Origin of the sequence: Pseudoduganella sp. LjRoot289, from assembly GCF_964252925.1 — a bacterium.
GTDB lineage: Bacteria > Pseudomonadota > Gammaproteobacteria > Burkholderiales > Burkholderiaceae_D > Rugamonas.
In genome coordinates this window covers 3,210,934-3,237,863 of sequence record NZ_CAXUPN020000001.1, presented here as the reverse complement: position 1 = coordinate 3,237,863, position 26,930 = coordinate 3,210,934, and the positions used below count along the sequence as shown (strand labels likewise).

At 64.9% G+C, this 26,930-nt stretch carries 27 protein-coding genes; 17 read left to right on the top strand and 10 right to left on the bottom strand.

All coding sequences use genetic code 11. The annotated features are described in order from the left end of the window. Positions 1 to 13 precede the first annotated feature (13 nt). Both ACSQ8Y_RS13645 and ACSQ8Y_RS13640 read left to right on the top strand, forming a co-directional pair. The gene (locus ACSQ8Y_RS13645; RefSeq protein ID WP_436267014.1) at positions 14 to 436 is read left to right on the top strand and encodes a MerR family transcriptional regulator; all 423 of its coding nucleotides are present in this window, start codon (positions 14 to 16) and stop codon (positions 434 to 436) included. Then, positions 417 to 797 (top strand): carboxymuconolactone decarboxylase family protein, encoded by a 381-nt coding sequence (locus ACSQ8Y_RS13640; protein WP_436267013.1) that lies wholly within the window; start codon positions 417 to 419, stop codon positions 795 to 797. The genes ACSQ8Y_RS13645 and ACSQ8Y_RS13640 overlap by 20 nt, the downstream gene beginning before the upstream one ends. On the opposite strand, the gene ACSQ8Y_RS13635 is transcribed toward ACSQ8Y_RS13640, so the two are convergent. The 6 genes from ACSQ8Y_RS13635 to ACSQ8Y_RS13610 all read right to left on the bottom strand — a co-directional run bounded on the left by ACSQ8Y_RS13635 (position 794) and on the right by ACSQ8Y_RS13610 (position 10,009). Further along, positions 794 to 1,561 carry a substrate-binding periplasmic protein gene (locus ACSQ8Y_RS13635; protein WP_436267012.1) on the bottom strand — a complete coding sequence of 256 codons (768 nt, stop codon included), beginning with the start codon at positions 1,559 to 1,561 and terminating at the stop codon, positions 794 to 796. The two genes, ACSQ8Y_RS13640 and ACSQ8Y_RS13635, sit on opposite strands and share 4 nt — an antisense overlap. A gap of 99 nt (positions 1,562 to 1,660) precedes the next feature. Further along, positions 1,661 to 4,015, bottom strand: coding sequence for a xanthine dehydrogenase molybdopterin binding subunit (gene xdhB, locus ACSQ8Y_RS13630; protein ID WP_436267011.1), 2,355 nt, complete (start codon positions 4,013 to 4,015; stop codon positions 1,661 to 1,663). Continuing rightward, on the bottom strand, positions 4,012 to 5,499 hold the full coding sequence (gene xdhA / locus ACSQ8Y_RS13625; RefSeq protein ID WP_436267010.1) for a xanthine dehydrogenase small subunit: 1,488 nt from the start codon (positions 5,497 to 5,499) through the stop codon (positions 4,012 to 4,014). Before xdhA ends, xdhB begins: the two co-directional genes overlap by 4 nt. 36 nt (positions 5,500 to 5,535) lie before the next feature. Then, complete coding sequence (locus ACSQ8Y_RS13620; protein WP_436267009.1) at positions 5,536 to 6,837, bottom strand: NCS2 family permease; 1,302 nt, start codon at positions 6,835 to 6,837, stop codon at positions 5,536 to 5,538. A gap of 125 nt (positions 6,838 to 6,962) precedes the next feature. After that, positions 6,963 to 8,804 (bottom strand): allantoate amidohydrolase, encoded by a 1,842-nt coding sequence (locus ACSQ8Y_RS13615; protein WP_436267008.1) that lies wholly within the window; start codon positions 8,802 to 8,804, stop codon positions 6,963 to 6,965. A 269-nt stretch (positions 8,805 to 9,073) separates the two neighbouring features. Continuing rightward, the gene (locus ACSQ8Y_RS13610) at positions 9,074 to 10,009 is read right to left on the bottom strand and encodes a LysR family transcriptional regulator (RefSeq protein ID WP_436267007.1); all 936 of its coding nucleotides are present in this window, start codon (positions 10,007 to 10,009) and stop codon (positions 9,074 to 9,076) included. A 303-nt stretch (positions 10,010 to 10,312) separates the two neighbouring features. Between ACSQ8Y_RS13610 and ACSQ8Y_RS13605 the strand changes: the two genes are divergently transcribed. From ACSQ8Y_RS13605 to ACSQ8Y_RS13585, 5 genes are all read left to right on the top strand, one after another. Then, positions 10,313 to 11,587, top strand: coding sequence for a urate hydroxylase PuuD (locus ACSQ8Y_RS13605; protein ID WP_436267006.1), 1,275 nt, complete (start codon positions 10,313 to 10,315; stop codon positions 11,585 to 11,587). A 121-nt stretch (positions 11,588 to 11,708) separates the two neighbouring features. Then, entirely contained in the window at positions 11,709 to 13,334 is a 1,626-nt protein-coding gene (locus tag ACSQ8Y_RS13600) for an HAL/PAL/TAL family ammonia-lyase (protein WP_436267005.1), read from the top strand. Positions 13,335 to 13,476: 142 nt separating this feature from the next. Further along, positions 13,477 to 13,773, top strand: coding sequence for an ArsR/SmtB family transcription factor (locus ACSQ8Y_RS13595; RefSeq protein ID WP_436267004.1), 297 nt, complete (start codon positions 13,477 to 13,479; stop codon positions 13,771 to 13,773). Between the two features lie 8 nt (positions 13,774 to 13,781). Further along, positions 13,782 to 14,018, top strand: a complete 237-nt coding sequence (locus ACSQ8Y_RS13590; protein WP_436267003.1) for a hypothetical protein — start codon at positions 13,782 to 13,784, stop codon at positions 14,016 to 14,018. Positions 14,019 to 14,024: 6 nt separating this feature from the next. Further along, positions 14,025 to 15,011 (top strand): alpha/beta hydrolase family esterase, encoded by a 987-nt coding sequence (locus ACSQ8Y_RS13585; protein ID WP_436267002.1) that lies wholly within the window; start codon positions 14,025 to 14,027, stop codon positions 15,009 to 15,011. Here ACSQ8Y_RS13585 and ACSQ8Y_RS13580 read toward each other — a convergent pair. Then, positions 14,900 to 15,484 (bottom strand): hypothetical protein, encoded by a 585-nt coding sequence (locus ACSQ8Y_RS13580; RefSeq protein WP_436267001.1) that lies wholly within the window; start codon positions 15,482 to 15,484, stop codon positions 14,900 to 14,902. The genes ACSQ8Y_RS13585 and ACSQ8Y_RS13580 overlap by 112 nt on opposite strands. A gap of 203 nt (positions 15,485 to 15,687) precedes the next feature. Between ACSQ8Y_RS13580 and ACSQ8Y_RS13575 the strand changes: the two genes are divergently transcribed. The 3 genes from ACSQ8Y_RS13575 to ACSQ8Y_RS13565 are packed head-to-tail and all read left to right on the top strand — an operon-like array spanning position 15,688 to position 16,909. Beyond that, complete coding sequence (locus ACSQ8Y_RS13575) at positions 15,688 to 16,197, top strand: antitoxin Xre-like helix-turn-helix domain-containing protein (protein WP_436267000.1); 510 nt, start codon at positions 15,688 to 15,690, stop codon at positions 16,195 to 16,197. After that, the gene (locus ACSQ8Y_RS13570) at positions 16,194 to 16,667 is read left to right on the top strand and encodes an RES family NAD+ phosphorylase (protein WP_436266999.1); all 474 of its coding nucleotides are present in this window, start codon (positions 16,194 to 16,196) and stop codon (positions 16,665 to 16,667) included. The genes ACSQ8Y_RS13575 and ACSQ8Y_RS13570 overlap by 4 nt, the downstream gene beginning before the upstream one ends. A 29-nt stretch (positions 16,668 to 16,696) precedes the next feature. Next, entirely contained in the window at positions 16,697 to 16,909 is a 213-nt protein-coding gene (locus ACSQ8Y_RS13565) for a hypothetical protein (RefSeq protein ID WP_436266998.1), read from the top strand. Here the strand turns inward: ACSQ8Y_RS13565 and ACSQ8Y_RS13560 are convergent. Then, the gene (locus tag ACSQ8Y_RS13560) at positions 16,906 to 17,727 is read right to left on the bottom strand and encodes an outer envelope protein (protein ID WP_436266997.1); all 822 of its coding nucleotides are present in this window, start codon (positions 17,725 to 17,727) and stop codon (positions 16,906 to 16,908) included. The genes ACSQ8Y_RS13565 and ACSQ8Y_RS13560 overlap by 4 nt on opposite strands. Positions 17,728 to 17,879: 152 nt before the next feature. Between ACSQ8Y_RS13560 and uraH the strand changes: the two genes are divergently transcribed. Further along, the gene (uraH, locus tag ACSQ8Y_RS13555) at positions 17,880 to 18,233 is read left to right on the top strand and encodes a hydroxyisourate hydrolase (RefSeq protein ID WP_436266996.1); all 354 of its coding nucleotides are present in this window, start codon (positions 17,880 to 17,882) and stop codon (positions 18,231 to 18,233) included. Between the two features lie 9 nt (positions 18,234 to 18,242). Here the strand turns inward: uraH and purF are convergent, their stop codons facing one another. Further along, entirely contained in the window at positions 18,243 to 19,658 is a 1,416-nt protein-coding gene (gene purF, locus ACSQ8Y_RS13550; protein WP_436266995.1) for an amidophosphoribosyltransferase, read from the bottom strand. A 193-nt stretch (positions 19,659 to 19,851) separates the two neighbouring features. Between purF and guaD the strand changes: the two genes are divergently transcribed. After that, a complete protein-coding gene (gene guaD / locus ACSQ8Y_RS13545) occupies positions 19,852 to 21,171 on the top strand; it encodes a guanine deaminase (RefSeq protein ID WP_436266994.1) in 1,320 nt (439 codons plus the stop codon). Positions 21,172 to 21,207: 36 nt separating this feature from the next. Here guaD and ACSQ8Y_RS13540 read toward each other — a convergent pair whose 3' ends face one another. After that, complete coding sequence (locus ACSQ8Y_RS13540) at positions 21,208 to 22,125, bottom strand: LysR family transcriptional regulator (RefSeq protein WP_436266993.1); 918 nt, start codon at positions 22,123 to 22,125, stop codon at positions 21,208 to 21,210. A 120-nt stretch (positions 22,126 to 22,245) separates the two neighbouring features. Here ACSQ8Y_RS13540 and mdcA point away from each other — a divergent pair, with 120 nt between their 5' ends. From mdcA to mdcE, 5 genes are read left to right on the top strand one after another with little or no spacing between them, the layout of a single operon-like run. Continuing rightward, the gene (mdcA, locus tag ACSQ8Y_RS13535; protein WP_436266992.1) at positions 22,246 to 23,919 is read left to right on the top strand and encodes a malonate decarboxylase subunit alpha; all 1,674 of its coding nucleotides are present in this window, start codon (positions 22,246 to 22,248) and stop codon (positions 23,917 to 23,919) included. Then, the gene (locus tag ACSQ8Y_RS13530; protein ID WP_436266991.1) at positions 23,919 to 24,827 is read left to right on the top strand and encodes a triphosphoribosyl-dephospho-CoA synthase; all 909 of its coding nucleotides are present in this window, start codon (positions 23,919 to 23,921) and stop codon (positions 24,825 to 24,827) included. Before mdcA ends, ACSQ8Y_RS13530 begins: the two co-directional genes overlap by 1 nt. Further along, positions 24,808 to 25,107, top strand: a complete 300-nt coding sequence (locus ACSQ8Y_RS13525; protein ID WP_436266990.1) for a malonate decarboxylase subunit delta — start codon at positions 24,808 to 24,810, stop codon at positions 25,105 to 25,107. Before ACSQ8Y_RS13530 ends, ACSQ8Y_RS13525 begins: the two co-directional genes overlap by 20 nt. After that, positions 25,104 to 25,979, top strand: coding sequence for a biotin-independent malonate decarboxylase subunit beta (locus tag ACSQ8Y_RS13520; protein ID WP_436266989.1), 876 nt, complete (start codon positions 25,104 to 25,106; stop codon positions 25,977 to 25,979). The genes ACSQ8Y_RS13525 and ACSQ8Y_RS13520 overlap by 4 nt, the downstream gene beginning before the upstream one ends. Beyond that, the gene (gene mdcE, locus ACSQ8Y_RS13515; protein WP_436266988.1) at positions 25,976 to 26,920 is read left to right on the top strand and encodes a biotin-independent malonate decarboxylase subunit gamma; all 945 of its coding nucleotides are present in this window, start codon (positions 25,976 to 25,978) and stop codon (positions 26,918 to 26,920) included. Before ACSQ8Y_RS13520 ends, mdcE begins: the two co-directional genes overlap by 4 nt. Positions 26,921 to 26,930: the final 10 nt, after the last annotated feature.

The following is a 26,930-nucleotide window of genomic DNA, read 5'->3' as shown; positions in this document are numbered from 1 at the left end:
TCCAACTTCTACCATGTGCTCCATGACTGCATCTCTCACGATACAACAGACTGCCGAGGCCTGCGGGCTGACCGTCCACACGCTGCGCTATTACGAGCGGATCGGGCTGATCAAGCCGATTCCGCGCCGCAGCAACGGCCACCGCCTGTACCGGGCGGACGATCTCAGCTGGATAGCCTTCTTGCTGCGCCTGCGCGCCACCGGCATGTCGATCGAAGAGATGCAGCGTTATGCGCAATTGCGGGAGCAGGGCGAGCAGCTGCCCAGCGTGGCCGAACGCAAAGCCATGCTGGCCCTGCATGCCGAAGCCGTCGAGGCGAATCTGAAGGCGATGCAGGAAACGCTGGCCTATCTCCATCACAAAATTGCGCTGTACTCCACTTTGGAAAATGAACTGCAATCACAGGAGAAACAGCATGGAAAGCACGCGTTATGAACGGGGACTGGAACGGCTAAGGGAAGTGGACGGCATGGCTGGCGACAAGGTGATCGCATCGCTGGCCGATATCAGCCCGGACCTGGGCAAATACATCATCGAGTTCGGCTTCGGCGACATTTATTCGCGCCCGGGCCTGACGCTGCAACAGCGTGAACTGGCCACCGTCGCCGCGCTGACCGCCATGGGAACGGCGCAGCCGCAATTGAAGGTGCATATCGCGGCCGCGCTGAACGTCGGCCTGTCGCGCAGCGAAATCATCGAGACCATGCTGCAAATGAGTTTGTACGCCGGCTTTCCGGCGGCGCTGAACGGCGTGTTCGCGGCCAAGGAGGTTTTTGCCTTGCATGAGGGGAGCTAGTCCGCCACGCTCGTTTCGGGCAGATAGCGGTTGGTCAGCGCTTTGAACCTGGCGGTTTTCTTGAAATTGGCCAGCGCTTCGTCATACTTCCTCGACCGCGCCTTCGATTCCGGCGTCTGCGAGAAGACGATATAGGCGGGCGTCACGCTGAGCGGCGGCGACAGGATTTCAATGTCGTCCAGCTGTCCCAGCTTGCGCATTTCGAATATCACGCTTAAGTCGTTTTCGATGATGGCGTCGAAGCGCCTGAAGAGCAGCTTCTTCGTATTCAGCACGGCGCTGGGCGCCGTGTCGACCCTGGCCCAGGGGGCGGCGCGCAATCGCTCGAATTTGTCGTTGACGCGCTTGTCCACATAAAGGCCGATCGAATGCTGGCGCATGAACTGCTCAAGATTGCCGTCGTACCTGATCTTGCTGCCGCGCCGCACCACCAGCACGTTCTTCTGGTCGAGGATGGATTCGTGCGGAAACAGCATGAATTCGGCGTAGTCCTTGAATTGCAGCACCGTCATCGCCATGTCGCACCGCCCGGCGCGGGTTTCCGACACCACGCGCGCCCAGGGCATATAGTCGATCCGTATGCTCCACTGCAGTTTGCGGGCGACATGCTGGAGTATCTCGACCGCATACCCGGTGGGCGAACCGTCCGCACTCTGCATGGTTTGCGGCGCAAGGTGAAGGCTGCAGACGCGCAGCACCCGGTCGGTGCCGAAGGCGGGGGCCGCTTGCAGCAGGAGCAGGGCGAGACAGAAGGCGTTCTTCATGGGCAGATCTTAGAATATCAGCGGCCGGTTGGCGCAGCCCGGCAAAAAAAAAGCCGCTGCAAGTCACGCAGCGGCTTCTTCAGCTCGGGGGGCTGGTCCTTACGCCGCCCCGGCCTGTTCGCGCACGGCTTCCACCGCGTCGAGGATCGCTTCGCTGGTCGCGGGCGCGCGCAGCGGCGGGTTGACGCGGTAGTCGCCCACCGACGCCACCGCGTCGCGGATCGCCAGGAAGACCGAGAACGGCAGCAGCAGCGGCGGCTCGCCCACCGCTTTCGAGCGGTGGATGCTGTCGAAGGCGTTGCGGTTCTTGAACAGTTGCACGTCGAAGTCTTCAGGGCAATCGGACACGCCCGGAATCTTGTAGGTCGACGGCGCATGCGTCATCAGCTTGCCCGCCTTGTTCCACCAAAGTTCCTCGGTCGTCAGCCAGCCCATGCCCTGGATGAAAGCGCCTTCCACCTGGCCGATGTCGATGGCCGGGTTCAGCGAGTTGCCCGCGTCGTAGAGGGCGTTCACTCTCAGCAGCTTCCATTCGCCGGTCAAGGTGTCGACCACCACTTCGGACACCGAGGCGCCGTAAGCGTAGTAGCCGAAGGGATTGCCGTTCATGGTCTCGCGGTCCCAGCTCAGGCCAGGCGTGGCGTAGAAGCCGTCGGACCACAGCTGCACGCGGGCCAGGTAGGCTTTCTGCACCAGGTCCGGGAAGCTCATCGTCGTTTCGCCGGCGTAGACCACGCCGTTGGCGAACACGACCGCCGCGGCGTCGCAGCCGCAGGTCTTGGCGGCGAACTCGCGCAGGCGGCGGTTCAGCGTCGCCGCGGCGTCCTGCGCGGCCTTGCCGTTCAAGTCGGCGCCGGTCGAGGCGGCCGTGGCCGAGGTGTTGGCGACCTTGCTGGTGTCGGTGGCCGTGGCGCGCACGCGCGCCATCGGAATACCCAGTTCATGCGCCACCACCTGGCATACCTTGGTGTTGATGCCTTGGCCCATTTCGGTGCCGCCGTGGTTCACCAGCACCGAACCGTCGGTGTAGATGTGCACCAGCGCGCCGGCCTGGTTGAAGTGGGTGACGTTGAAGGCGATGCCGAATTTCACCGGTGTCAGCGCCAGGCCTTTTTTCAGCACCGGGCTGGTCGCGTTGAACGCGCGGATCGCTTCGCGGCGCGCGCGGTAGGCGCTGTCTGCTTCCAGCTGGCCCACCAGCTCATGGATCACATTGTCGACCACCTTCTGGCCGTACTGGGTGGTGTTGCGGCCTTCCTCGTCGTTGCGGCCGTAGAAGTTCACCTTGCGCACGTCCAGCGCGTCCTTGCCCAGGTTGCGCGCGATCTCGTCGACGATGTATTCGATGGCGATGGCGCCTTGCGGCCCGCCGAAACCGCGGAAGGCGGTATTCGACTGGGTGTTGGTCTTGCCCGCCATGGCGCGGATGTCGCAATCGCTCAGGTAGTAGGTATTGTCGAAGTGGCAGATGGCGCGCGTGGCGACCGGCGCGGACAGGTCGGCCGAGAAACCGGCGCGCGTCACCATCTGCACTTTGGCGGCGGTGATCCGGCCGTCGTCGTCGTAGCCCATCTCGTACTCGTAGTAGAAGCAGTGGCGCTTGCCGGTCACCATCATGTCGTCGTCGCGGTCGGCGCGCAGCTTGACGGGGCGCTTCAGGTGCGCGGCGCTGACGGCGGCGCAGGCGGCCCACAGCGCGGACTGCGATTCCTTGCCGCCGAAGGCGCCGCCCATGCGGCGGCATTCAACCACCACCGCGTGCGCAGGGTAGTGCAGGGCGTGCGATACCACGTGCTGCATCTCGGTCGGGTGCTGCGTCGAGCAGTAGACGTGCATGCCATTGCCTTCCTTCGGCAGCGCGTAGGAGATCTGGCCTTCCAGGTAGAACTGCTCCTGGCCGCCGACGTGTAGCTTGCCTTTCAGGACATGCCTGGAACGCTCGAAGGCCGCCTGGGCGTCGCCGCGCGTCAAGCGCATTGGTGGCACGACGAAGGATTCGGCGTCGCGCGCTGCTTCGGGCGTCAGGATGGCTGGCAGTTCTTCGTACTGGATGTCGGCCTTGCGCGCGGCATGGCGCGCCTGGTCGTGCGTTTCGGCGACGACGATGAAGACGGGCTGGCCCACGTATTCGACCTTTTCTTCTGCCAGTATCGGATCGTCGTGGATGATGGGGCCGCAGTCATTGGTGCCTGGGATGTCCTTGTAGGTGTACACGGCGATCACGCCCGGCATGGCTTTCACCGGCTCGAGGTTGAGCGACAGGATGCGCGCGTGCGCCTTGGCCGAGAGGCCCAGCGCGGCGTGCAGCGTGCCTTGCGCCTCCGGGATGTCGTCGGTGTAGGTGGCTTCGCCCAGCACGTGCAGGATGGCCGACTCGTGCGGGTGGTTCTGGCCCACTTCGGCCCAGCCCTGGGCCGCGCCGACGGTCATGAACGCTTCGGATTTACTGTTCATGCTGCGCTCCTTTCCTTGAATGCGAACGCGTTGATGGAGGCGGCGGGCAGCGCGCCTTCAGGGCGCGATTCCAGCCAGAAGCGGCGCAGCAGATTCTGCGCGGTCTTCATGCGGTAATTGGCGGACGCGCGCATATCGGTCAGCGGCGTGTAGTCCCGCGCCAGCGCGGCCATGCCCGCTTTCAGCGTTTCTTCATTCCATGGCTTGCCGTTGATCGCGGCTTCGGCCAGCGGGGCGCGCCTGGAGGTGGCGGCCATGCCGCCGTAGGCGATGTGCGCGTCGCGCACGATGCCGTTTTCCAGCGTGATGGCGTAGGCGGCGGCGACGGCGGAAATGTCCTGGTCGTAGCGCTTGGCCAGCTTGTAGGTGCGGAACTGCTGGTTCGCCTTCGGCAGCGGGATGCGCACCGCTTCCACGAATTCGCCCGGCTGCCAGTCTTTCTTCATGTAGTCCAGGTAGAAGTCCTGCAGCAGCATGCTGCGGCGGCCTTGCGAGCCGTTCAGCACGATCTCTGCGCCCAGAACGATCATCCACGGCGCGGAGTCGCCGATCGGCGAACCGTTGGCGACGCTGCCGCCCAGGGTGCCGGTGCTGCGGATGGGCTGCGAAGCGAAGCGCTGCCACAGCTCGTGCAGCGAGGCGTCCTGGTAGATGTCGCAGACGGCCTTGTAGGCGTCGTCCAGCGACACGGCGGCGCCGATTTCCAGCATGCCGTCCACGGTGCCCATGCTGTGCAGCTCCTTCACCTGGCGCACGTAGATCACGTCGCCCAGGTTGCGCATCTGCTTGGTCACCCACAGGCCCACGTCGGTGGAACCTGCCAGGATGGTGGCGCCGGGCTTGGCCGTGCGCAGCGTGGCCAGCTCGGCCAGCGTGCGCGGCGCGTGGAAGGACTGGCCGTCGTGGGTATAGCTGAACATGGTGTCTCGCTGCAGGTCTTGCAGGGCGGCCACCAGGGCCTCCCGGTCAAAGCTCACGGGCGGCAATTCGCCCATGCGGTGTGCGGCATCGATAATTGGCCGGTAACCGGTGCAGCGGCACAGGTTACCGGACAAGGTCTCGTCGATTTGTTTTCGGCACAGGGGCGCCGTCTGTTCCTCTTGCTTGAGGTACAAGCTCCACAAGGACATCGCGAAGCCCGGCGTGCAGAAGCCGCATTGCGAACCGTGGCACTCGACCAGCGCTTGCTGCACCGGGTGCAGGGCGCCGTCCTTTTGCTTGAGGTCCTCCACCGAGAACACGGCCTTGCCGTCCAGCGTGGGCAGGAACTGGATGCACGAGTTCACGTTGCGCATTTCCAGTTCACCGTCCACCAGCGAGCCGATGACGACGGTGCAGGCGCCGCAGTCGCCTTCGGCGCAGCCTTCCTTGGTGCCGGTGCAGTGCAGGTCCTCGCGCAGGTGCTGGAGCACCGTGCGGGTGGGCGATGCGGACGCGACTTCTTGTACGCGCCCCTGATAGTAAAAACGAATCGGTTGAGACATATGCTACTCCTTACATTGTTTCATGCCAGCCCTGCTTCAGCCGGCGATGTAGATCGTCTTGAACAGGAAGACGCCTGCGATGCCCCAGATCATGCCGCTGACTTCCTTGTGCTTGCCGGTCAGCAGCTTCAACGCGGCGTAGCTGATGAAGCCCAGCGCCAGGCCGTTGGCGATCGAATAGGTGAATGGCATCACCAGCGCGGTGATCACGGCGGGAATGCTTTCCGTGGTTTCGGCCCAGTTGATTTCAGCCAGTTCGCGCAGCATCAGGCAGGCCACGAAGAACAGTGCCGGGGCGGTGGCGTACGCCGGTACCACGCCGGCCAGCGGGGCGATGAAGAGCGCCAGCAGGAACAGCACGGCCACGGTGACGGCGGTCAGGCCGGTGCGGCCGCCCGCTTGCACGCCGGCCGCGCTTTCGATGAAGGCGGTGGTGCTCGAGGTGCCCATCACGGCGCCGGCGATGATGGCGCCGGAGTCGGCCAGCAGGGCCTTGTTCATGGCAGGCGGCAGTTTGCCGTCTTTCATCAGGCCCGCGCGCTGCGCCACGCCCATCAGGGTGCCGGTCGCGTCGAACAGTTCAACCAGGAAGAACACCAGCACCACGTTCAGCAGGCCGTGCGAGATGGCGCCGATGATGTCGAGCTTGAAGGCGGTCGGCGCTATCGACGGCGGCATGGAGACCACGCCGTGGAACTGGTTGCCGGCGAAGAAGAAGCTCAGCACCGTCACGGTCATGATGCCGATCAGCAGGGCGCCGGTCACTTTCAGGCGGTCCAGCGCGACGATGACCAGGAAGCCGACGATGGCCAGGATGGGCGCCGGTTCATGCAGGTTGCCCATGGTGACGAAGGTGGCAGGGCTGGCGACCACGATGCCCGAGTTCTTCAGCGAGATCAGCGCCAGGAACAAGCCCACGCCGGCCGGGATCGCCGTGCGCAGCGAGGCCGGGATGGCGTTCATGATTTTTTCGCGGATGCGCAGCAGGCTGACCACCAGGAAGCAGCAGCCGGAGATGAAGACCGCGCCCAGCGCCGCTTCCCAGGGGAAGCCCATGCCTTTGACGACGCCGTAGGCGAAGTAGGCGTTCAAGCCCATGCCGGGAGCCAGGCCGATCGGGAAATTGGCGTACAGGCCCATGATCAGGGTGCCGACGGCCGCCGCCACGCAGGTGGCCACAAAGACGGAGTCCTTGGGCATGCCGGCGTCGCCGAGGATGGAGGGGTTGACGAAGATGATGTAAGCCATCGTCAGGAAGGTGGTGAGGCCGGCCAGCACCTCCGTGCGAACGTTGCTGCCGTTCTCCGTGAGCTTGAAGTAGTTATCCAGGATGTTCATTTTGGTTTGTCTCGTGTTTAGTTTTTATCCGCCCGAAATTCCACTTCTTGCGAGTGGACAAATGTGGCGCCCGGCCGCTTTCGCGACGCGCTTGTGTATCCGTAATATCGTTGATGGTCTCCTTCTCAGCTTATTTGCTGGGGTATATTGCTTATCTGTTTTTCGGTATAGTCCGCATTGCCCTTGCCGGCGCGGGCCGGTCTGGCCTTGAAATGGCGCAGGAAGTCGAGCAGGATGCGGGCGGCGACGTCGGCGTCGTCGGCGGTCATCGTCTCCAGCGGATTGTGGGAGATGCCGCCGTTGCCGCAGCGCGTGAACAGCATGGCCACATCGGTAATGCGGGCCATCAGCATGGCGTCGTGGCCGGCGCCGGACGCGAGCTGGAATGCGGGGACGCCAGCCCGTTCGGTGGCGGCCGCGATCTGCTGCATGAGCCAGGGCGCGCAGGGCGCCGAGCTGGCTGAAACGGTTTGTTCAATGTTGACGTCGATGTGGCGCCGTTGACACACCTGGTCGATGCGCGCCAGGATGTCGGCCACCGCCGCGTCGCGCGCGGCGTCGTTGGCGGCGCGGATGTCGAGCGAGAAGGTGCACGCGCCGGGAATGACATTGGTCGATCCGCCCGGCACTTGCAGCTGGCCCACGGTGCCCACCAGCGCTGAATCCGAACACTGCGCCTGGCCTTGCGAACAACGTTGTTCCACGTACAGCACGATTTCGGCGGCGGCTGCAGCCGCGTCCTTGCGCATGCCCATGGGCGTGGTGCCGGCATGGCTGGCGACGCCCTTGAGCTCCACCAGGAAACGCCTGCTGCCGGCGATCGACGTCACCACGCCCACCGGCAGGCCGCGGTCGAGCAGCACCGGGCCTTGTTCTATATGGACTTCGATATAACCCAGCAGGTCGGCCGGGTCGCGCGCGATGGCGGCGATGGTGTTCACGTCCTGTCCCGCTTCGGCCAGCACGTCGCGCAGCAGCACGCCCTCGCGGTCGCGCAGGTCCAGCAGGGCCGGGTCGAACTGGCCGATCACGGCGCTGCTGCCCAGGAAGGTGCTTTTGAAGCGCACGCCTTCCTCTTCCGAGAAGGCGATCACTTCGAAGTGGAAGGGCAGCGTCTCGCCGCGTTCGTGCAGCTGCTTGACCACGGCGATGGCGGTCAGGATGCCTTGGCGGCCGTCGTACTTGCCGCCGTTGCGCACCGTGTCGTAGTGCGAACCGGTGAGCAGGGTGCGCGCCTGCGGGTCGGTGGACAGGTAGCGGCCCACCACGTTGCCGACGGCGTCGATGTGCGCGTGCATGCCCGCCTCGCGCATCCATTGCGCCAGCTGCACGGCGGTGGCGCGGTGGGTGGGCGTCATATAGGTGCAGGTCAGGCCCTGCGCGTCTTCGCTCAGGGCGCCGATCTGTTCGGCCCAGGCCATGATGGCCTTGCCCATGGCGGGTTCGAGCTGCAGCAGCGCGTTCAGGCGCATCTCGGCGATGCGGTTGATCTGGCGCAGCGCTTCGCCGATTTCGTCCTCGATCTGGTTGCGCAGGCGGCGGCGGAAGGCGGCAATGATGGCCTGGCGCGTCAGTCCCTGTCCGTCGGCGCCCTTGACCGCGATGATGAAGGGGAAGGTGAACCTGTCGTTGTAGGCCGCGTTCAGCTCCTGCAGCACCGCGAACTCCTCAGGGCTGCACAGGTGCAGGCCGGCCTTGGCCTGTTCACCGGTCGATTCCGGCGTCAGCTCGCCCGCCACGGCGGCCTTGCCCGCCAGCTCCGGGTGGACGCGGATCAGCCCCAGTTGCTCGTTGCGCGTGGCTTCGGCCACCACCTTCTGCAAGGCCAGCTTCAAGGCATCCACGGTGCGGAAAGGGCGCTGGGCCGCGGCGCGCTGCGGTATCCAGGGCGAGTGCTCGTACAGGCCGTGCAGGGTCGCGCTGAAAGCCAGCACGTCGCAGGTGTTCAGTTGCTTCAGAGTCGTCATCGTGCATTCGGACCGCTTCGGTGGCGGCCCGCTCCATGTTGGGTGATCTGGGTGGTGGCTATTTGATAATAGAGGTCAGGATGCCGGGACATATATCGTCGTGCCGATAGCTACTGTGCTCGTGGGCCTATGTCGTATGGATTCCCGCCTGCGCGGGAATGACACGTCTGCTTGGGAATGACACGTCTGCTTGGGAATGACACGGCTGCATGGGAATGACACGGCTGCCGCTGTCGTTGCCGCGCAGGCGGGAACCCATAGGGCGGCTGCTATTTCGCCAGCAGGCGCGCGGCCGTGCTGATTTGCGCGCGCAGCCATTTGTGCTCGGTCGCGTGGTGGGCGCGCTCGTGCCACAGCTGGTAGAAGCGCAGCGGCGGGAATTTCACCGGCACCTTGTACGATTTCAGCCCCAGCAAATTCTCGTAGAAGCTGGCGAACTGCTGGCCGGCCGTCAGCACCAGGTCGGTCTGCGCCACGATGTAGGGCAGCATGCGGAAGTGCGCGGACTCCACCACAATGTTGCGCTCCATGTTCTGCTGCTCCAGGAAGGCGTCGATGTTGCCGTGGTAGCCGGGCAGGATCAGCGCCGGCGCCGCGTGCGGCAAGGTCAGGTAATCCTCGATCGTCATGCCGTCCGTGGGCGTGCGCCGCGCGTAGGCGCTGTTGGCGCGCATCAGGCACACGATGGGATCGTCGAACAGTTTCGAGATGTGCAGGTGGTGCGGCGGTTCGTCCCAGTTGGCGACCACCAGGTCCAGTTCGCCGTCCGACAGCAGCCGCACATAGTCGGCGTCCGGTCCCAGCGCGTGGATGACCAGGCGGCTCTTGGGCGACTCGCGCCGCACGCGGGCGATCACCTCGGTGAAGAACTGCGTGTTCATGTAGTCCGGCGCGGCGATGTGGAAGGTGCGCGCTTCCTCCTGCGGCACGAAGGCCGTCTTGGGGCTGAACAGGCTTTCGGTTTCATCGAGGATGCGCTTGGCCGGTATCAGCAGGCTCTCGCCGTGCTGCGTCGGCACCATGCCGCGCCCGCCGCGCACCAGCAGCGGGTCGCCGGTGAGCTCCCGCAATTTGCGCAGCGAAGCGGAGATGGAGGGCTGCGGCTGATTCAGTTTGAGCGCGACGCGCGAGACGTTTTTCTCGCACAGCAGCAGGTACAAAATGCGGATCAGGTGGATATCTAGGTGTTCTGGCAATCTGGACATGACGGTCTCCCAAGGTTGGATATTTGAACTTATGCATAACAGAGTCGCATATCCGGGGCCGAAACAGCTATAACCCGAAACGTATGCGAGTTATATGTGCAAGTGCAGGACTGGCGCGGACAAGACGGCTATCGTTCCATCATCCCGGCAAGAGAGGAGACACTTTCCATGGCCGGGGGCAGGTTGATGACTCAAGGTCATCACGATCGTAGCGGCGGCAGGATAACGATCGTTCCGGAGGGTGATACCTCGCTCATCTGAAGTGCCCGCCAGAGGCAGATGAACAGACTAATTGGAAAATTCATGGAAGCTTTATTCGGATCGTATGGGGTGGAGTGGCTCAATCTCCTGGTACGCTGGCTGCATTTGATCACCGGCATAGCGTGGATCGGCGCATCGTTTTACTTCGTCTGGCTCGACAACTCGATCCGGCCGCCCAAGGCTGGCAGTCCGCTTGCCAAGCAGGGCGTCAGCGGCGAGCTGTGGGCCGTGCACGGCGGCGGTTTCTACAATCCGCAAAAATACCTGGTTGCTCCCGCCGAATTGCCGGCGGATCTGCACTGGTTCAAATGGGAAGCGTATGCGACCTGGCTGAGCGGCTTCGCGATGCTGTTCATCGTCTACTACTTCAACGCCTCGGCGATGATGATCGACAAAAACGTGGCCGACCTGTCGTCCCTGCAAGCCGTGGCCGTGGGCCTGGGCACGCTGGCCGGCGGCTGGATCGTCTACGACCTGTTGTGCAAATCGCCGCTGGGCGAGAAGCCTGCCGTCCTGGGCTCCGTGCTGTTCGTGCTGATCGTCGCCGCAGCCTACGTGCTGACGCACACCCTGAGCGGCCGCGCAGCCTACATCCACGTTGGCGCGATGATAGGCACCATGATGGTCGGTAACGTGCTGTTCGTGATCATCCCCGGCCAGCGCAAGCTGGTGGAGGCGATGGAAAAAGGCCAGGCGCCCGATCCCATCTACGGCAAGCGCGCCAAGGTGCGTTCGGTGCACAACAACTACTTCACGCTGCCGGTGCTGCTGATCATGATCAGCAACCACTACGCGATGACCTACAGCCATTCGTTCAGCTGGCTGATCCTCGGCGCCATCATGGCCGCCGGCGTGCTGATCCGCCACTTCTTCAACCTGCGCCACGCGGGCAAAGTGTCGATCGGCTTCCCCATCGCCGGCGTGGCCCTGCTGGTCGCCGTGGCGGTCGCCATCGCTCCGGCGCCGCGCAAGGCACTCGCCGCGCAGCCTGCGGCCGCGCATGCCGACGGCCACGCCGACGCAGCTGCTGCTCCCAGCGCTGCCGATGTCGCCCGCTCCGGCCATGACATCAGCGCCGTGCAGCAAGTGGTGACGGCGCGCTGCGTTTCGTGCCACTCGGCCCAGCCTACGCAAGCCGGCTTCGCATCGCCTCCCGGCGGCGTGATGCTCGACACGCCGGAGCTGACCAGGCAGCACGCCGCCAAGATCTACCAGCGCGCCGTGCAGAACAAGGACATGCCGCTGGCGAACATGACGCAAATGACGGACACCGAACGCCAGCTGATCGGCACCTGGTTCGAGTCCGGCGCGAACTGACGACCTGTCATTCCCGTGAAAACGGGAATCCATAGCGGGCATCCGGCTCGGCACAGTATGGATTTCCGCGCAGGCGACCAGCCTTGCGCGGGAATGACGCCTCTACAAGAAGGAAACTGACATGACTACCGTAACTATTGACGGCTTCAACCTCACTGCGGAGCAGGTGATCGCCGTGGCGCGCGCGCCGCACGCCAAAGTGGAACTGGCCGCCTCGTCGCGCGCCGCCCTGAAGGAAAGCCGCGACTACATCGAAGCGACGTGGATGCACGACGAAGCGCCGATGATGTACAGCTTCAACACCGGCGTCGGCATGCTGAAGGACACCCGCATCAAGGTCGAGCATATCGAACTGTTCCAGACACAGCTGATCATGGCCCACAGCGGCGGCATCGGCGAGCCGTTCCCGGAAGAGGTGAGCCGCGCCACCATGCTGCTGCGCGCGAACGCCTTCGCCTCCAACTACTCGGCACCGCGCGTGGAAGTGGTGGACCGCCTGCTGGCCTTCATCAACGCCGGCATCCATCCCATCATGCCGCAGAAGGGCTCCGTCGGCGCGTCCGGCGACCTGGCGCCGCTGGCCTACCTGGCAGCGGCCATCGCCGGTTTCGAGCAGGCCGAAGTGATGTACGACGGCAAACGCATGTCGGCCGCCGAAGCGATCACCAGGTCCGAAATCGGCCCGGTGAAATTCGACCTGAAGGCGAAGGACGCATCGGCCCTGATCAACGGCTGCACCGCCTCGCTGGCCGTGGCCGTGCTGGCCACCGACGACGCGCGCAACTTGCTGACCGACGCCTGCCTGTCGCTGGGCCTGACCCTGGAAGCGATGCGCGCCGAGATGGCCGCGTTCGACCCGCGCATCCAGCAAGCGCGCCCGCATCCCGGCCAGATCAAGACCGCGAAAGTGGTGCGCAAGCTGCTCAAGGGTTCGACCCGCACCACCCATGAGGCGCGCGCCGTGCAGTTCCCGGACGAACTGCGCCGCACCGACATCCCATACACGGCCCGCATCCAGGACGTGTACTCGCTGCGCTGCACGCCGCAAGTGTATGGCCCCGTGTTCGACGCGCTGGATTACATCGACACCATCGTCAAGAACGAGATCAACTCGGCCACCGACAACCCGCTGATCTTCGGCAAGGACGGCGGCGGTTTCGAGATCATCTCGGGCGGCAACTTCCACGGCCAGTACCTGGCGCAAGCGATGGACCTGCTGGCCATGGCAGTGACGGACCTGGGCAGCATCTGCGAGCGCCGCGTCGCCCGACTGATCGACCCGACCCTGTCGTGGGGCCTGCCGCGCAACCTGATGAGCGGCATCCGTGGCGTCAACACCGGCTATCCGGTGATCCAGTGCTCGCTCAGTTCCCTGGTGATGGAAAACCGCACGCTGAGCATGCCGGGCAGCGTCGACAGCATTCCATCCAAAGGCAACAGTGAAGACCACGTGTCCAATTCGACCTGGTGCGCGCGCAAGGCCGCGACGGTGGTGGCCAACACGCAGTACATCATCGGCGTTGAAATGCTGCTGGCCGCGCAGGCGCTGACCATGACGGAAGACCTGCTGCCGGGCTTCAAGCTGGGCGAAGGCACGCAAGCCGCTTACGACGAGATCCGCAAGCAGATCCCGGCGTGCCTGGACGGCGACCGCTGGTTCCACAACGACGTGCAAGTGGCCCATTCCTTCGTCACCAGCGGTTCGGTGCGCGACGCGGTGGTCGCCAAAGTCGGCGAATTCGTCTGAGCCGTTTGGCGTTCTGACGAGTTGTACTTGGGCCCCTGATACGTCAGGGGCTTTTTTTCGTCCACACCGGCTTGATGTTGTTTCATATGTCAGCTATTATTTACACGTGAATAAAAAACTATCACTTGTCGACGGAGACCGCTTGCTGGCGACCCTTGCGGCGCTGGACAACCCGCACCGGCTGCGCATTGTCGCGGCGCTGCGGACGGGCGGGCGCAACTATGTCAGCCAGCTGGCGCGCGAGCTGGGCATCAGCCGGCCCTTGCTGCACCTGCATTTGCAGAAGCTGGAAGGGGCCGGGCTGGTGACCAGCCAGCTGGAACTGTCGTCTGACGGCAAAGCGCTCAATTACTTCGAAGCGGCGAATTTCCAGTTCGCGCTGACGCCGGACACCATCGCCGAAGCGGTGAAGTCCTTGACCAACAATACTGAATCGTAGAGGCCTGTATGACCGACAACGTCTTTTTCGCGGGATTTTTCTTCATCGGCGCGGCAGCCGTGCTGGTGTTCTTCATGAAGTACGTGGCCGCCATCGTGCAGTCCCGGTCGCGCGCATCGCAGGACAGGGACTATCGCGAGATCGCCGCCAAGGCCGCTGCGGCGCAGGCCGAGACGGCGGCCGCGCTGGCCGACATCCAGGCCCGCCTCAAGGGCATCGAGAAGATCCTCACCCAAGTGGAGTAAGCGGACATGAAACGAGCACTGCGGGTTCTGCGTTTCTGCTTGCTGAGCGTTGCCGCCCTGGTGGCGGTGGCCGGCGCGCTGTTCGGCTGGTTCCTTTATTCGCCGGCAGCCGAAGTACCGCAATTGTCCGGCACTGTCGCCAAGGGCGCGATGGAAGTGGGCGGCTTGCAGCGCACCTACCGGACCTATCTGCCGAAAGGGCTGCCCGGCGGCGCGCCGCTGTTGCTGGTGATGCATGGTTCCGGCCAAAACAGCGCCGATATCCGCGCCGAAACCGGCTATGGCTTCGAGCGCCTGGCCGACCAGCATGGTTTCGCGGTGGTCTATCCCGACGCCTACACTTTCGACTGGAACGACTGCAGCACGATAGGCGACTTCAGCGTGCAAGGGCGTCCGGTCGACGACGTCGGCTTTCTCGATGCGCTGGCCGGCAAACTGGCTGCGGAAACCGGCGCAGACCCTGGCCGCGTCTTTGCGACCGGCGTGTCTTCGGGCGGCTTCATGTCGATACGGCTGGCGCTTGAGGCCCCGTCGCGCTTCCGCGCGGTCGCTGCGGTGTCGGCCAATGTGCACGTGCCGGAGAACTTCAAATGCAAACCCGCGGGTGCTGGCACGTCGGTGATGATCATGAACGGCACCAAGGACCCGCTGGTACCCTTCAATGGTGGCGAGTCCAGCCTGCTTGGCCTGTTCTTCAAAGGCGGCACCGTGCGCTCGGCAGGACAGTCAGCCCAGTATTTCGCTGACATCAACGGCATTGCCGGCGAACCGGCGGCGCAGCAGATCCCGGCGGTAGGCGTTGCCGGTGCGAACGTCGAGCAGCGCGCGTGGCGCAACGGCGGCAGGGCAGAGGTGGAACTGGTGACGGTACAGGGCGGCGGTCACGGCATGCCGCAATCGGCCTGGCGCCGTCCGCGCCTGCTGGGCCCGTCGCCGATGGCGCCGGACGGGCCGGCCTTGGTCTGGTCCTTCTTCGCCCGGCAGCGGTCTTGATCCAGCGCCCGGCGGTCGGCCGAGGCGCGTAGCCGGGCCAGCACGGCCGGCAGGTCGACCCGGCGGCCGGCGCGCACGGCGCCCACCACGTCCAGCGCCGCGTGGACGGCGGCCAGCGCCACCTTGTTCATGCGGTAGGGCAGCACCAGGCGGTAGCGGCCCGGCATGCGCGGCAGCGCGCCGACGAAGCCGACCATCAATTCGCTGCCGGCCAGGCGCTGCAGCTCGAGCGTCACGGCCTGGATCAGGCGCGCGAGCTGAAAATGTCCGGCGGGCGCCGCCCCGGCATCCACCGGCCCTATGGTGTTGATCAGCTTGTCCAGTTGTGGAAGTTCCTTCAGCATGGCTTTCAGTTTCGAGGTGATGGAGCGTACATCGGCGGGTGATTCGTCCAGCTCGACTATGCTGAGCAGGCAAGGGTGGCTGGAATAGCGGTTCTCGCTGGCGATATAACGTTGATCTACGATTTTCATGGATAACTTTGGGACAACAGAAGCAGGCGACATTATCCAAACCCCGGCCGCCATACCCCATCGGCGCATGGCCTGCCTCTTTGTCGGATCAGGCTGACACGCGTTACCACGGGGGAATGGTCGTTTGCACGGCAGCGTTCCGGGCGTACTGGCCTTGCGCTGCGCCTCATTTGAGTTAGACTGTTGTCTCAAAGGAGACGGTCATGTCCAATCCCAAAACCGCTGTCAAACGAGCGGCAACGGCGCGCGTCGCCCGTGCCAAATTGGCCGGCGTGGCAGCAAGCGGCACCTATGTCCAGACTGCGGCGCTTGCCGATCCGCAAGCGCGCATTGCCATGATCCGGCAAGGCATCCCCGCCTCGGTGATAGGCAGCCTGTCTTCACGCATGGGCATGAGCAAGGAAAACTTGCTGTCCAGCCTAGGGCTGTCGCGCGCCACGATCAGCCGCAAGGAGAAGGACGCGGCCGCGTTGTCCAGGGACGAGTCTGAACGGGTGCTCGGCATTGAGACACTGATCGGCATGGTGCAAACCATGGTCGAGCAGTCTGGCGATCCCACCGGTTTTGACCCTGCGCGCTGGCTATCGGACTGGCTCACCACGCCGCTGCCGGCGCTGGCAGGCGAGACCCCGGCCAGTTACATGGACACCTTCGAGGGGCAAAAGCTGGTAGCCGAATTGCTGTCCATGAGCCAGAGCGGCGCTTACGCATGACAGTGTCGGTCTGGCGGATCGCCGTCGAAGCGCCTGCATACGCAGCAAATGATCTGAACGGCACCGGCGCGAAGCTGACGGGCGGGCGCTGGAACAGCAAAGGCACGCCTCTCGTCTACTGCGCCACCAGCATTGCGCTGGCCACGCTCGAGACGGTGCATTACCTCCGCACCAAGGGCTTGCCATTCAATCGCTACCTGGTGCGGACAGACATTCCCGATAGCGTTTGGGATGCGCGCCAGGTGCTCGACCCGCTGCCCGGAGGCTGGGACGCGATCCCGGCCGGCACGAGCGCCAGGGCGGCGGGCGACGACTGGATCGCATCGCGGGCCACGGCCTTGCTGCTGGTGCCCTCGGTCATTGTGCCCGACGAATACAATGTCCTGATCAATCCGCAGCACGGCGACGCCGCCGCGATCACCGCAACGACCATCAAGCGCTGGATCTGCGACCCGCGGTTTTTTCCTTGATTGCTGAGCTGCTTAAGGCAAAATAAGGCATGAATGAAAGAATCATCGAGTCGTCGGGCGAGGTTTTTGCGGATTTGGGTTTTCCCCATGAGGAAGCGGCGCTATTGCCGATGCGCGCAGAGTCAATCGCGACCTTGCGTCAGGCGATAGAGGGGTATGGCTGGACACAGCAGCAAGTGGCCGAGGTATTGCCAGCCAGCCCCGCAGGGCTGGCTGGCGTGTTGCAAAGGCTAAGGCTTTAGAAGTGGTACTCGGCGCGGACCATCGGGGTCTTGGCCAGGCTGCCCGGCACGTTGTGCGGATTGCCGAACTTGTTGCGCCAGTACTGGTATTCCAGGCCGACGCGCAGGGTGTTCGGCTTCAGGCCGGCAGGGCCGCTGACGTCGTACATCACTTGCGCATCGACGTTCACTTCCGGCGCGGTCGGGCCGCCGAATTCGTTCTTGCCCTTGTGGCCGAGCCAGTTGGCGTAGCCCTCGAAGGCAAAGCCGGATTGGCCCAGCGGGATGCCCCAGGAGGCGTTCAACATCGCGTGCGTATCGTAGGTGTAGCGCTTGGCGATGCCCAGCGGCTGGTTGCTTTCCCATACGGCCAGCAGGCTGACGTTGAGGAAGCCCGGCACGTCTATCATCAGCGTGGGACCGGCCACCAGCATGCGCTTTTTCGAATCGTAGCTGTGGTCGTTCTTGGTGTTCCAGTCGAAACCGGCGGTCAGGCCCAGGCCGCGCACGGGGCCGAATTTGAATTCCTTGCCGCTGACCTTGCCCAGGTCCAGCGTGTGGCGGTACAGCACATAGGCTTCCTGCGCGTTGGCGTCGTCGCGGTCCGAGCTCAGGAAATCGACGTTGAAGTAGTTGCTGCCGTACTTGTAGCCGTTGACGTGAGTCAGGTTCACGATGTGCTTGTCGAGGTCCTTGGTGTTGTACGGCTCGGCGAAACGGGTGCCGTAGCGGTAGCCGATCGATGTGTCGCTCCAGTCGGCCGCGCTGGCCTGCTGCATGCCGGTGGCGAAGGCCAGGGTTGCGACGGCGCCGGTGGCCGCGACTCGTAATGCGTTCATACAGTGTCTCCTGTTATTTTCATATGGAAACCCGATTATGTCCGCCGAGCTCATGGTTGTTATCCGTTGCCGCGTATATCCGACAGTACTGTGCCGTATATGATTTTCATACAGGAGTTCCTGTTTCAACCCTACACAGAAAGCGAGACACTATGGGCAAGCTGAGTACACACGTTTTGGATATCACGCAGGGCAAGCCTGGCGCAGGCGTACAGGTGAAGCTGTACCGCGTGGACGGCGGCGAGAAAGTGTTGTTAAAGGCAGACACGACCAATCAGGACGGCCGCTGCGAACAGCCGCTGCTGACCGGCGACGAAGTCCGGATCGGCAAATACGAACTGGTGTTCGGTGCTGGCGACTACTTCGCAGCGCAAGGCGTGAACGTGCCGACGCCGCGTTTCATCGACGAAGTGGTGATCGCCTTCGGCATCGCCGACGCCGGCCAGAACTACCATGTGCCTATCGTCGTTTCGCCTTGGGCGTATTCCACGTATCGCGGTAGTTAATTACCTCATTTAATTTCCGTCGCCGCCATCGAAGCAAGAGGTCTCCAGCTGCTGCAAGGCTGGAGACGCGCTGGCGATGGCCGCTTTCAGCGCGGGCAGCGTCTGGAACACCAGTGCGTCCGCCGTCACCGTGCTGCGCATCTCTTCGCGCGTGCCGCCCATCGCGGCGGGCTTGCGGCGCGCCGGCCAGTCCACCCCATACACGTCCGGATGCAGCACCGGCGGCGCGGTCGATGCCAGCGCCACGAAGTTCGCCCCCGCGTTGCGTGCCAGTTGCACCACTTCGCGGCTGCTCGCGCCATCGACGATGGCGTCTTCCACCAGCAGGATGCGCTTCCCCTTGAACTCGGACGCGATCGCGTTCAGGCGCTGGCTCACCGCCCGCCGCGCCGCGCCCGCAGGCAGCTCGAAGCTGCGGCCGGGATAGCGGTTCTGGATGAAGCCTTCGCGGTACTTGATGCCCAGCTTGAGCGCCAGCTGGATGGCGGCGGGGCGCGAAATGTCGTCCACCGGCATGACCACGTCGATGCCGGTAGCATCCAGTTCCTCGAGCACCTGCTCGGCCAGCAGCTCGCCCAGCTTCAGCCGGGCCGCGTACACCGACGCGCCGTCTATCACCGAATCCGGCCTCGCCAGGCTGACGAATTCGAAGGCGCTGGGACGCGCGGCGGGGTGGGGCGCGGTGGCCCACAGGCCGCTCGTGCGCAACGTGCCGTCCATGCTGATGAACACTGCTTCACCGGGCGCCACGTCGCGCAGGAAGCGGTAGCCCATGCCGTCGAGCGCCACGGATTCGCTGGCCAGCATATATTCCGTGCCGGCGCCGCCACCGGTCTGGCGCTCGCCGAGGCACAGCGGCCGCACGCCTTGCGGATCGCGGAACGCCAGCAAGCCCTGGCCCGCGATTTGCGCCACCGCCGCGTAGGAGCCTTGCACGCGCGCTTGCAGCGCGGCCACTGCCTCGAACAGCGCCGTGGCCGAGAAGCCCGCTCCCTTGCTGGCCGCGTGCAGTTCGTGCGCCAAGACGTTCAGCAGCACCTCCGCGTCGGACGCGGTGTTCATGTGGCGCCTGCCCGTCACGGACAGCTCGTCGCGCAGCGTACCGCCGTTGGCCAGGCAGCCGTTGTGCGCCAGCGTGATGCCGAAGGGCGCGTTGACATAGAAGGGCTGCGCCTCCTCGTCGCACGATGGGCCGTAGGCCGCGCAGCTGCAATGGCCGATGCCGGCGTTGCCGCGGAGGGAACGCATGTTCCGCGTACGGAAAACATCCGTCACCAGGCCGTTCGCCTTGTGCATGGCGAACACGCTGTCGTTGTCGGTGGCGATGCCTGCGGCCTGCTGGCCGCGATGCTGCAGCAGGAGCAGCGCATCGTAGATGATTTGATTTGCAGAGGCGTGCGTAAACACGCCGACGATGCCACACATGGTCGGACTCCTTGAACACAGACGAGACAGTACCGCGCATCGCGGCAAGGCGGTCGGCCGCCGCAGGCATAGCCGTCATAAGGGCGGCGATATGACTGCGCGCACGGCGGGTGATAGCCTTCCATGGCATGTGGTCAGAGTTCGTCTAACCCTGCCGCCATCCATCCAAAATCATCAGCAATCGCGAGCAATCATGAACAAAATACAAAACGAGACCACGGTGAAGGCCTTCCGCGCCAGTATCCTGCACTTCACCGCAGACCCCGCGTTCGGCGACCAGGCACACCGCTGGCACGAAGACGGCCTGCTGGTAGTGGAAGGGGGCCGCGTGCTGGCGGCGGGCGACTACGACCAGCTGAAAGCCACGCTGCCCGAAGGCACGCTGGTGCGCGATTATCGCGGCAAGATCATCATGCCCGGCTTTATCGACACCCACATCCACTACCCGCAGACCGACATGATCGCCTCGCCGGCGCCAGGCTTGCTGCCATGGCTGGACACCTACACCTTCCCGACCGAGCGGCAGTTCAAGGACCCCGGGCACGCGCGCGGCGTGGCCGACTTCTTCCTCGACGAGCTGCTGCGCTGCGGCACCACCACCGCCATGGTGTACTGCACCGTGCATCCCGAATCGGTGGACGCCTTCTTCGGCGCCAGCGAAGAGCGCAACCTGCGCATGGCGGCGGGCAAGGTGATGATGGACCGTCACTGCCCGGACTTCCTGCAAGACACCGCCGAAAGCGGCGCGCGCGAAAGCGAGGAGCTGATCCGGCGCTGGCACAACAAGGGCCGCAATATGTACGCGCTGACGCCGCGCTTTGCGCCGACGTCCACCGAAGCGCAGCTGCAGCTGGCCGGCGAGCTGGCGCAAGCCTATCCGGACACCTTCGTCCAGACCCACGTGGCCGAGAACACCGATGAAGTGGCATGGGTCAAATCGCTGTTCCCGAAAGCGCGCAGCTACCTGGACGTGTACGACAAGTACGGCATGCTGCGTCCGCGCTCGATGTACGCGCATTGCATCTGGCTCGACAATGAAGACCGCGCGCGCATGGCCGCCACCGGCGCCGCCGTGTCGATGTGCGCGACCTCCAATCTGTTCCTGGGTAGCGGCCTGTTCGACTTCGCGGGCGCCGACAAGGCGAAAGTGGCCTTGTCCCTGGCGACCGACGTCGGCGGTGGCACCTCGTTCTCGATGCTGCAGACCATGAACGAGACCTACAAGGTGGCGCGCATGGGCGGCACCTACATGCCGGCGCTGCGCATGTTCTACCTGGCCACGCTGGGCGGCGCGCGCAGCATGCAGCTCGAAGGCACGATAGGCAACTTCGTTGCGGGTGCCGAGGCGGACTTCATCGTGCTCGACCCGAAAGCGACGCCGCTGCTCGAGCGCCGCACCACGCGCACCAACAGCCTGGAAGAGCTGCTGTTCGCGCTGGCGCTGCTGGGCGACGACCGCGCCATCAGCGCCACCTACGCAGCCGGCAAGCAGGTGCACCAGCGCGGCGAATAAGAAGAATGCGGCCAGAAGAATGCCGCCAGGCTCCGCTTATTTCAGCGGCGTCTGCTTGCCGTACAGCCGGCATTCAGCGGCCAGGGCCAGCAGATTCGGGCTGCGCTCGCGGCTGCGCGGCACCAGCAGCGTGATTTGCTGGTGCGAAGCATAACGCGCATCCAGCGGAATGAACTGGATGCGCGCGCTGAATTCGGCCACGCGGCGCGGCAGCAGGCTATAGCCGATGCCGCCGCTGACCAGGTTAATCAGCGAAAAAATATCCCCCACCTGCATCGCCGTTTCCGGCACAAAGCCCGCCTGCTGGAACGCGTGCTGGAAACTGTCCGCCGTCACGAATCCTTCACCAAGAGTAATGAATTTCTCGCCGCGCATGGCTTGCAGGTCGACCTTGGCCAAGCCGGCATAGGGTGAACCCAGCGGCGCCGCCAGCTGCACTTCGTCTTCAAACAGCGGCACGGCCACCAGTTCCTTGTCGTCGATGGCCGACTGCACGCCGATCACGATGGCGTCCAGCCGCCCCTCGGCCAGGCTGCGCAGCAAGTCCTCGTTCGAGCCCAGCGTCAGGTCCACCTGCAGGTCCGGCTTGCGCATCTTGAGCGCGATCATCAACTGCGGAATGCAGCGCAAGGTCAGCGAATAAAGCGATCCTATCCGTATGCGGCTGGCGTCGAATCCCGCCAGTTCCCGCACTTTGCGTATGCCTTCTTCGCACTCGGCAACGGCGCGCTGGGCATGCTTGGCAAAGGCGTAGGCGGTCGGCAGCGCAGTCAGGTTGCGGCCCTCGCGCTTGAACAGCGGGCAACGCAAGCCGTCCTCCAGCGTATGCAGCGCGCGGTGCACGCTCACCGTGCTCTGGCCCATTTCCTCCGACACGCGCGCAAGGCTGCCCAGGCGCATGAACGCGAGGAATACTTCCAATTTCTTAAGCGTAATTTCTTCGTCGATGGCCATGCCGCGATTGTAGTCGATGTTTACCTTGAGAGTAAACGTTGATCGGTCAGGTTGATTGTACGCCCCGGCTTCTCTTTCTATTCTATGTGCTAACAAACGCAGAACCGGAGGAGACCCCAAATGCACCCCACCACACCATCCGCAGCAGCGCCCGCCCGGCGCTGGGATACGCGGAGGACCGAGAAGCAGCGGCGCCTGGATGCCGTCGCGCACCTGTGCGACGGTCCCGTGCTGCGCAGCGACCGCATTGTCGAGGCGCTGGAGCGGCTCGTTGTCAGCGGCGACCGGGTAGTACTTGAAGGTAACAATCAGAAGCAGGCGGATTTCCTGGCGCGGGCGCTGGCCAAGGCCGATCCCGGCCTGCTCAACCAGCTGCACCTGATCATGCCCAGCGTCAGCCTGCCCGAGCACCTGGACCTGTTCGAACGCGGCATCGCCCGCAAGCTCGATTTCGCCTTCGCCGGCGCGCAAAGCCTGCGCATCTCGCAGTTCCTGCAGGACGGGTTGCTGGAGATGGGCGCCATCCACACCTACGTGGAGTTGTATGCGCGGCTGTTCGTGGACCTGCCGCCCAACGTGGTGATGGTGGCAGGCTATATGGCGGACCGCCAGGGCAACCTGTACACCGGTCCGAGCACCGAGGACACGCCGACGCTGGTGGAGGCGGGCGCCTTCCGCGACGGCATCGTGATCGCGCAGGTCAACCAGATCGTCGACCATCCGGGCGACTTGCCGCGGGTGGACATACCCGGCTCGTGGATCGACTTCGTGGTGCAGTCGGACAAGCCTTTCTACATCGAGCCCCTGTTCACGCGCGATCCGCGCCTGGTCAAGCCGCTGCACATCCTGATGGCCATGATGGCGATACGCGGCGTGTACGAACGGCACCAGGTCCAGTCGCTCAACCACGGCATCGGCTTCAACACCGCGGCCATCGAACTGATACTGCCGACCTACGGCGAGCAACTGGGCTTGAAGGGCAAGATCTGCCGCAACTGGACGCTCAATCCGCACCCGACGCTGATCCCGGCGATAGAAAGCGGCTGGGTCGAGAGCGTGCACTGCTTCGGCGCGGAACTGGGCATGGAAGCGTACGCCGCCGCGCGTCCGGACGTGTTCTTCACCGGCCGCGACGGCTCCATGCGCTCGAACCGCGCGCTGTGCCAACTGGCCGGCCAGTACGCGGTGGATCTGTTCATCGGCTCCACGCTGCAGATGGACGGCCTGGCCAACGCGTCCACGGTCACGCGCGGCCGGCTCACCGGTTTCGGCGGCGCGCCCAATATGGGCCACGATCCGCACGGCCGCCGTCATCCGACCCCGGCGTGGCTGGACCTGATCGAGACCGACGACCCGCTGGCGCGCGGCAAGAAGCTGGTGGTGCAGATGGTGGAAACCTTCCAGGACGGCGGCCAGCCTTCCATCGTTGAATCGCTCGATGCGGTCGCCGTGGGCAAGGCCTCCGGCATGCCGCTGGCGCCGGTGATGATCTACGGCGACGACGTGACCCATGTGCTTACGGAAGAGGGTATCGCCTATCTGTACAAGGCGCGTTCGCTGGAAGAGCGCAAGGCCATGCTGGCTGCCGTTGCCGGCGTCACGCCGATAGGCTTGCGGCACAACCCCAAGGACACCGCCCGCCTGCGCAGCGAAGGGCTGATTGCGCTGCCCGAAGACATCGGCGTGCAGCGCGGCGAAGCGACCCGCTCGCTGCTGGCCGCCAAGAGCGTCGCCGAACTGGTCGAATGGTCCGGCGGCCTGTATGACCCACCCGCCAAATTCAGGAGCTGGTAATGAGCGCCTTACATCTGTTGGACAACGATATCCATACCGGCTCCGGTTTCGCAAGCTGGCTGGCCGACGCGGCGGTCGATGCGCTGATCGACGAGGCCACGCTGACACCCAAGCCCGGCCTGGTCGACTTGCGCGGCAACGGTGCCCACGAGGACCTGAACTGGCTGCTGATGTGCCACTCGGCCCGCGCGCTGCGCCCCGCTTTCCACGCGATGGCGCTGGCAGGCCAGCGCATCGCGGATCCTCAATCGCTGCGCGAGTACATCGGCGCTGCGGGCCGAGACGCGGAGCGCGCAATGATGCAGGCCACCGGCGGCGTGAACACGCATCGCGGGGCGATCTGGGCGATAGGCCTGCTGGTGACCGCTGCCGCGCAGCCTGCCGGCCGCAGCCAAGCAAGCACGGTAGCGCACCGGGCGGCGGCGCTGGCGAGGCTGCACGACCGGCACGCGCCTGCTGTTACCGGCAACAAAGGGGCGCTGGCCTGTCTTCAGCATGGGGTCGGTGGCGCGCGTTCGCAGGCGCAGCAAGGTTTTCCGCAAGTGATCCATGCTGCGCTGCCTATGCTGCGCGCCTCCCGCCTGCGTGGGGACGGCGAAGATGCGGCGCGCCTGAACGCGCTGCTGGCCGTGATGGCACAACTGGACGACACCTGTTTGCTGGCGCGCGGCGGCAGGCCCGCGCTGGAAGCGGCGCAGCGCGGCGCACGCCGCGTGCTGGACGCTGGCGGCGTGGCGAACGGCGATGGGCGGCAGGCCTTGCGCGTGCTGGACGCGGACCTGCTGGCGCTGGGCGTTTCGCCCGGCGGTGCGGCGGACCTGCTGGCGGCGGCGCTGCTGCTGGACCGGATGGAAAACAAGGGTATCAACGACGAAGTGGAGTGCGATCATGGAACAACTGCAGTTTGAATACGCGGCCGGGCTGCCGGCCGCGCGGCGCGCGCTGGCCGGCGTAGTCGGCTCGGGCGACCTGGAAGTATTGCTGGAACCCGCGGCTGCGGGCCGCACCACGGTGCTGGTGCAGACGTCGGTGAACGGCTTCGGCGCGACCTGGAAGGCAGTGCTGGACCGGCTGTTCTCGGCCGCAGCCTTGCCTGCCGCGCATATCGAGATCCACGACAGCGGCGCGACGCCCGGTGTGGTGCGCTTGCGCATCGAACAGGCTTACGACGATGCGGGGCGGCCATGAGCACTACTCAGCATACAGCTCAGAGCACGTCCGAACTCCTGGCGCGCGACAGTTTTATCGAGCGCAACGCCCGCAGCCGCGCCAAGGCGCTGCTGGACGAAAACAGCATGCGCGAACTGGCGGGGCCGTTCGACCGCATGACGTCGCCCTGGCTGGCCATGCAGAACATCGTGGTGCAAGCGGACGACGGCGTCGTGGTGGCCAAGGGAACGCTGGATGGCCGGCCCACGGTGGTGCTGGCGATTGAAGGCGCCTTCCAGGGCGGCAGCATGGGGGAAGTGGGCGGCGCCAAGATCGCCGGCGCGCTGGAGCTGGCTGCAGAGGACAACCGCAACGGCGTGCCGACACAGGCGGTGATCCTGTTCGAGACCGGCGGCGTGCGGCTGCAGGAAGCCAACCTGGGCCTGGCCGCCATCGCGGAGATCCAGGCGGCGATCGTCGATCTGCGGCGCTACCGTCCCGTCATCGGCGTGAGCGCCGGCACGGTGGGGTGTTATGGCGGCATGTCGATCGCTGCCGGGCTGTGCTCCTATTTGATCCTCACCGGCGAGGCGCGCCTGGGCCTGAACGGTCCGCAGGTCATCGAGCAGGAGGCCGGCATCGCTGAATTCGATTCGCGCGACCGGCCGCTGATCTGGAGCCTGACGGGCGGCGAGCAGCGCCACCAGGCGCAACTGGCGGACCGGTGCGTGCAGGACGACACCGCCGCCATACGCGCCACGCTGGCGGAGCTGTTCCGGCAAGAGCTGCCGGCGCAGCCGCGCAGCGCGCGCTACGCGGCATTCCTGGCCGATCTTGAACAGGTGGACGCATCGGCGCAGGCAAGCGCACTGCAGGTGCGCGCAATTTACGCGAAAGGAGGGGTGTCATGAATATCCACGCCAAGCATGAGATGGGCGAACTCGCAGCTGGCGGCGATCCCGGTACCGGCGCCGGCGTAGGGACGCGCAGCCGCAGCGACAACCTTGACGCCGGTGTCAGTGTCAGTGTCAGTGTCAGTGGCAGCCGCGGCCGGCGCTGGCTGGCGGCCCTGACAGAGGGCGCGGAACTTGTGCCGGGTTATTGCGCTGCTGTACAGGTGGCCGACGCAATGCTGGCGGGTCAGCCCGCGCGCTATATCGCCGTGGTGCCGGACCCGGACAACCGCTTTGTCCGCGCCCGCAGCGGCGAGATCGGCCTGGTCGAAGGCTGGCAACTGGCACGGGCCGTGCAAACCGTCATGCAGGCCGACCGCGCGGCGCGGGTGAAGCGTCCCATCGTCGCCGTGATCGACGTCCCCAGCCAGGCTTATGGCCGGACCGAGGAGGCGTACGGCATCCATCAGGCGCTGGCCGGGGCAGCGGGCGCGTATGCGGAAGCGCGGCTGGCGGGCCACCCGGTGATCGGTCTCATCGTGGGCAGCGCGATGTCCGGCGCCTTCCTGGCGCACGGTTACCAGGCCAACCGCCTGATCGCGTTCGACGACCCGGAAGTGATGGTGCACGCGATGGGGAAAGCATCGGCCGCGCGCATCACGCTCCGGTCTGTCGAGGCGCTGGAAGCGCTGGCCGCCAGCGTTCCGCCGATGGCGTACGACATCCGCAATTACGCTTCGCTAGGCTTGTTGTGGCGGCTGCTGTCGCCTGCCGCGCCCGATGCGCCGGCCGGCGCCGATGTGGCCATGGTGCGCGCATCGCTCGACGACGCGCTCGCAGATATCGCAGCAAGCGGGCAATGCGGACTGGCCGGGCGGCTGAACGGCCCGCACCGCGCCGCCTCGCGCAAGGTTAGGGAACTGCTGCGGCAACAATGGAAAGGGGAGCAGGAGAGTTAATGGGCATGCG

Coding starts and splice junctions, on each gene's coding strand:
- ACSQ8Y_RS13645 (WP_436267014.1), top strand. CDS start 14: ATGTGCTCCATGACTGCATCTCTCACGATACAACAGACTGCCGAGGCC.
- ACSQ8Y_RS13640 (WP_436267013.1), top strand. CDS start 417: ATGGAAAGCACGCGTTATGAACGGGGACTGGAACGGCTAAGGGAAGTG.
- ACSQ8Y_RS13635 (WP_436267012.1), bottom strand. CDS start 1,561: ATGAAGAACGCCTTCTGTCTCGCCCTGCTCCTGCTGCAAGCGGCCCCC.
- xdhB (WP_436267011.1), bottom strand. CDS start 4,015: ATGAACAGTAAATCCGAAGCGTTCATGACCGTCGGCGCGGCCCAGGGC.
- xdhA (WP_436267010.1), bottom strand. CDS start 5,499: ATGTCTCAACCGATTCGTTTTTACTATCAGGGGCGCGTACAAGAAGTC.
- ACSQ8Y_RS13620 (WP_436267009.1), bottom strand. CDS start 6,837: ATGAACATCCTGGATAACTACTTCAAGCTCACGGAGAACGGCAGCAAC.
- ACSQ8Y_RS13615 (WP_436267008.1), bottom strand. CDS start 8,804: ATGACGACTCTGAAGCAACTGAACACCTGCGACGTGCTGGCTTTCAGC.
- ACSQ8Y_RS13610 (WP_436267007.1), bottom strand. CDS start 10,009: ATGTCCAGATTGCCAGAACACCTAGATATCCACCTGATCCGCATTTTG.
- ACSQ8Y_RS13605 (WP_436267006.1), top strand. CDS start 10,313: ATGGAAGCTTTATTCGGATCGTATGGGGTGGAGTGGCTCAATCTCCTG.
- ACSQ8Y_RS13600 (WP_436267005.1), top strand. CDS start 11,709: ATGACTACCGTAACTATTGACGGCTTCAACCTCACTGCGGAGCAGGTG.
- ACSQ8Y_RS13590 (WP_436267003.1), top strand. CDS start 13,782: ATGACCGACAACGTCTTTTTCGCGGGATTTTTCTTCATCGGCGCGGCA.
- ACSQ8Y_RS13585 (WP_436267002.1), top strand. CDS start 14,025: ATGAAACGAGCACTGCGGGTTCTGCGTTTCTGCTTGCTGAGCGTTGCC.
- ACSQ8Y_RS13580 (WP_436267001.1), bottom strand. CDS start 15,484: ATGAAAATCGTAGATCAACGTTATATCGCCAGCGAGAACCGCTATTCC.
- ACSQ8Y_RS13575 (WP_436267000.1), top strand. CDS start 15,688: ATGTCCAATCCCAAAACCGCTGTCAAACGAGCGGCAACGGCGCGCGTC.
- ACSQ8Y_RS13570 (WP_436266999.1), top strand. CDS start 16,194: ATGACAGTGTCGGTCTGGCGGATCGCCGTCGAAGCGCCTGCATACGCA.
- ACSQ8Y_RS13565 (WP_436266998.1), top strand. CDS start 16,697: ATGAATGAAAGAATCATCGAGTCGTCGGGCGAGGTTTTTGCGGATTTG.
- ACSQ8Y_RS13560 (WP_436266997.1), bottom strand. CDS start 17,727: ATGAACGCATTACGAGTCGCGGCCACCGGCGCCGTCGCAACCCTGGCC.
- uraH (WP_436266996.1), top strand. CDS start 17,880: ATGGGCAAGCTGAGTACACACGTTTTGGATATCACGCAGGGCAAGCCT.
- purF (WP_436266995.1), bottom strand. CDS start 19,658: ATGTGTGGCATCGTCGGCGTGTTTACGCACGCCTCTGCAAATCAAATC.
- guaD (WP_436266994.1), top strand. CDS start 19,852: ATGAACAAAATACAAAACGAGACCACGGTGAAGGCCTTCCGCGCCAGT.
- ACSQ8Y_RS13540 (WP_436266993.1), bottom strand. CDS start 22,125: ATGGCCATCGACGAAGAAATTACGCTTAAGAAATTGGAAGTATTCCTC.
- mdcA (WP_436266992.1), top strand. CDS start 22,246: ATGCACCCCACCACACCATCCGCAGCAGCGCCCGCCCGGCGCTGGGAT.
- ACSQ8Y_RS13530 (WP_436266991.1), top strand. CDS start 23,919: ATGAGCGCCTTACATCTGTTGGACAACGATATCCATACCGGCTCCGGT.
- ACSQ8Y_RS13525 (WP_436266990.1), top strand. CDS start 24,808: ATGGAACAACTGCAGTTTGAATACGCGGCCGGGCTGCCGGCCGCGCGG.
- ACSQ8Y_RS13520 (WP_436266989.1), top strand. CDS start 25,104: ATGAGCACTACTCAGCATACAGCTCAGAGCACGTCCGAACTCCTGGCG.
- mdcE (WP_436266988.1), top strand. CDS start 25,976: ATGAATATCCACGCCAAGCATGAGATGGGCGAACTCGCAGCTGGCGGC.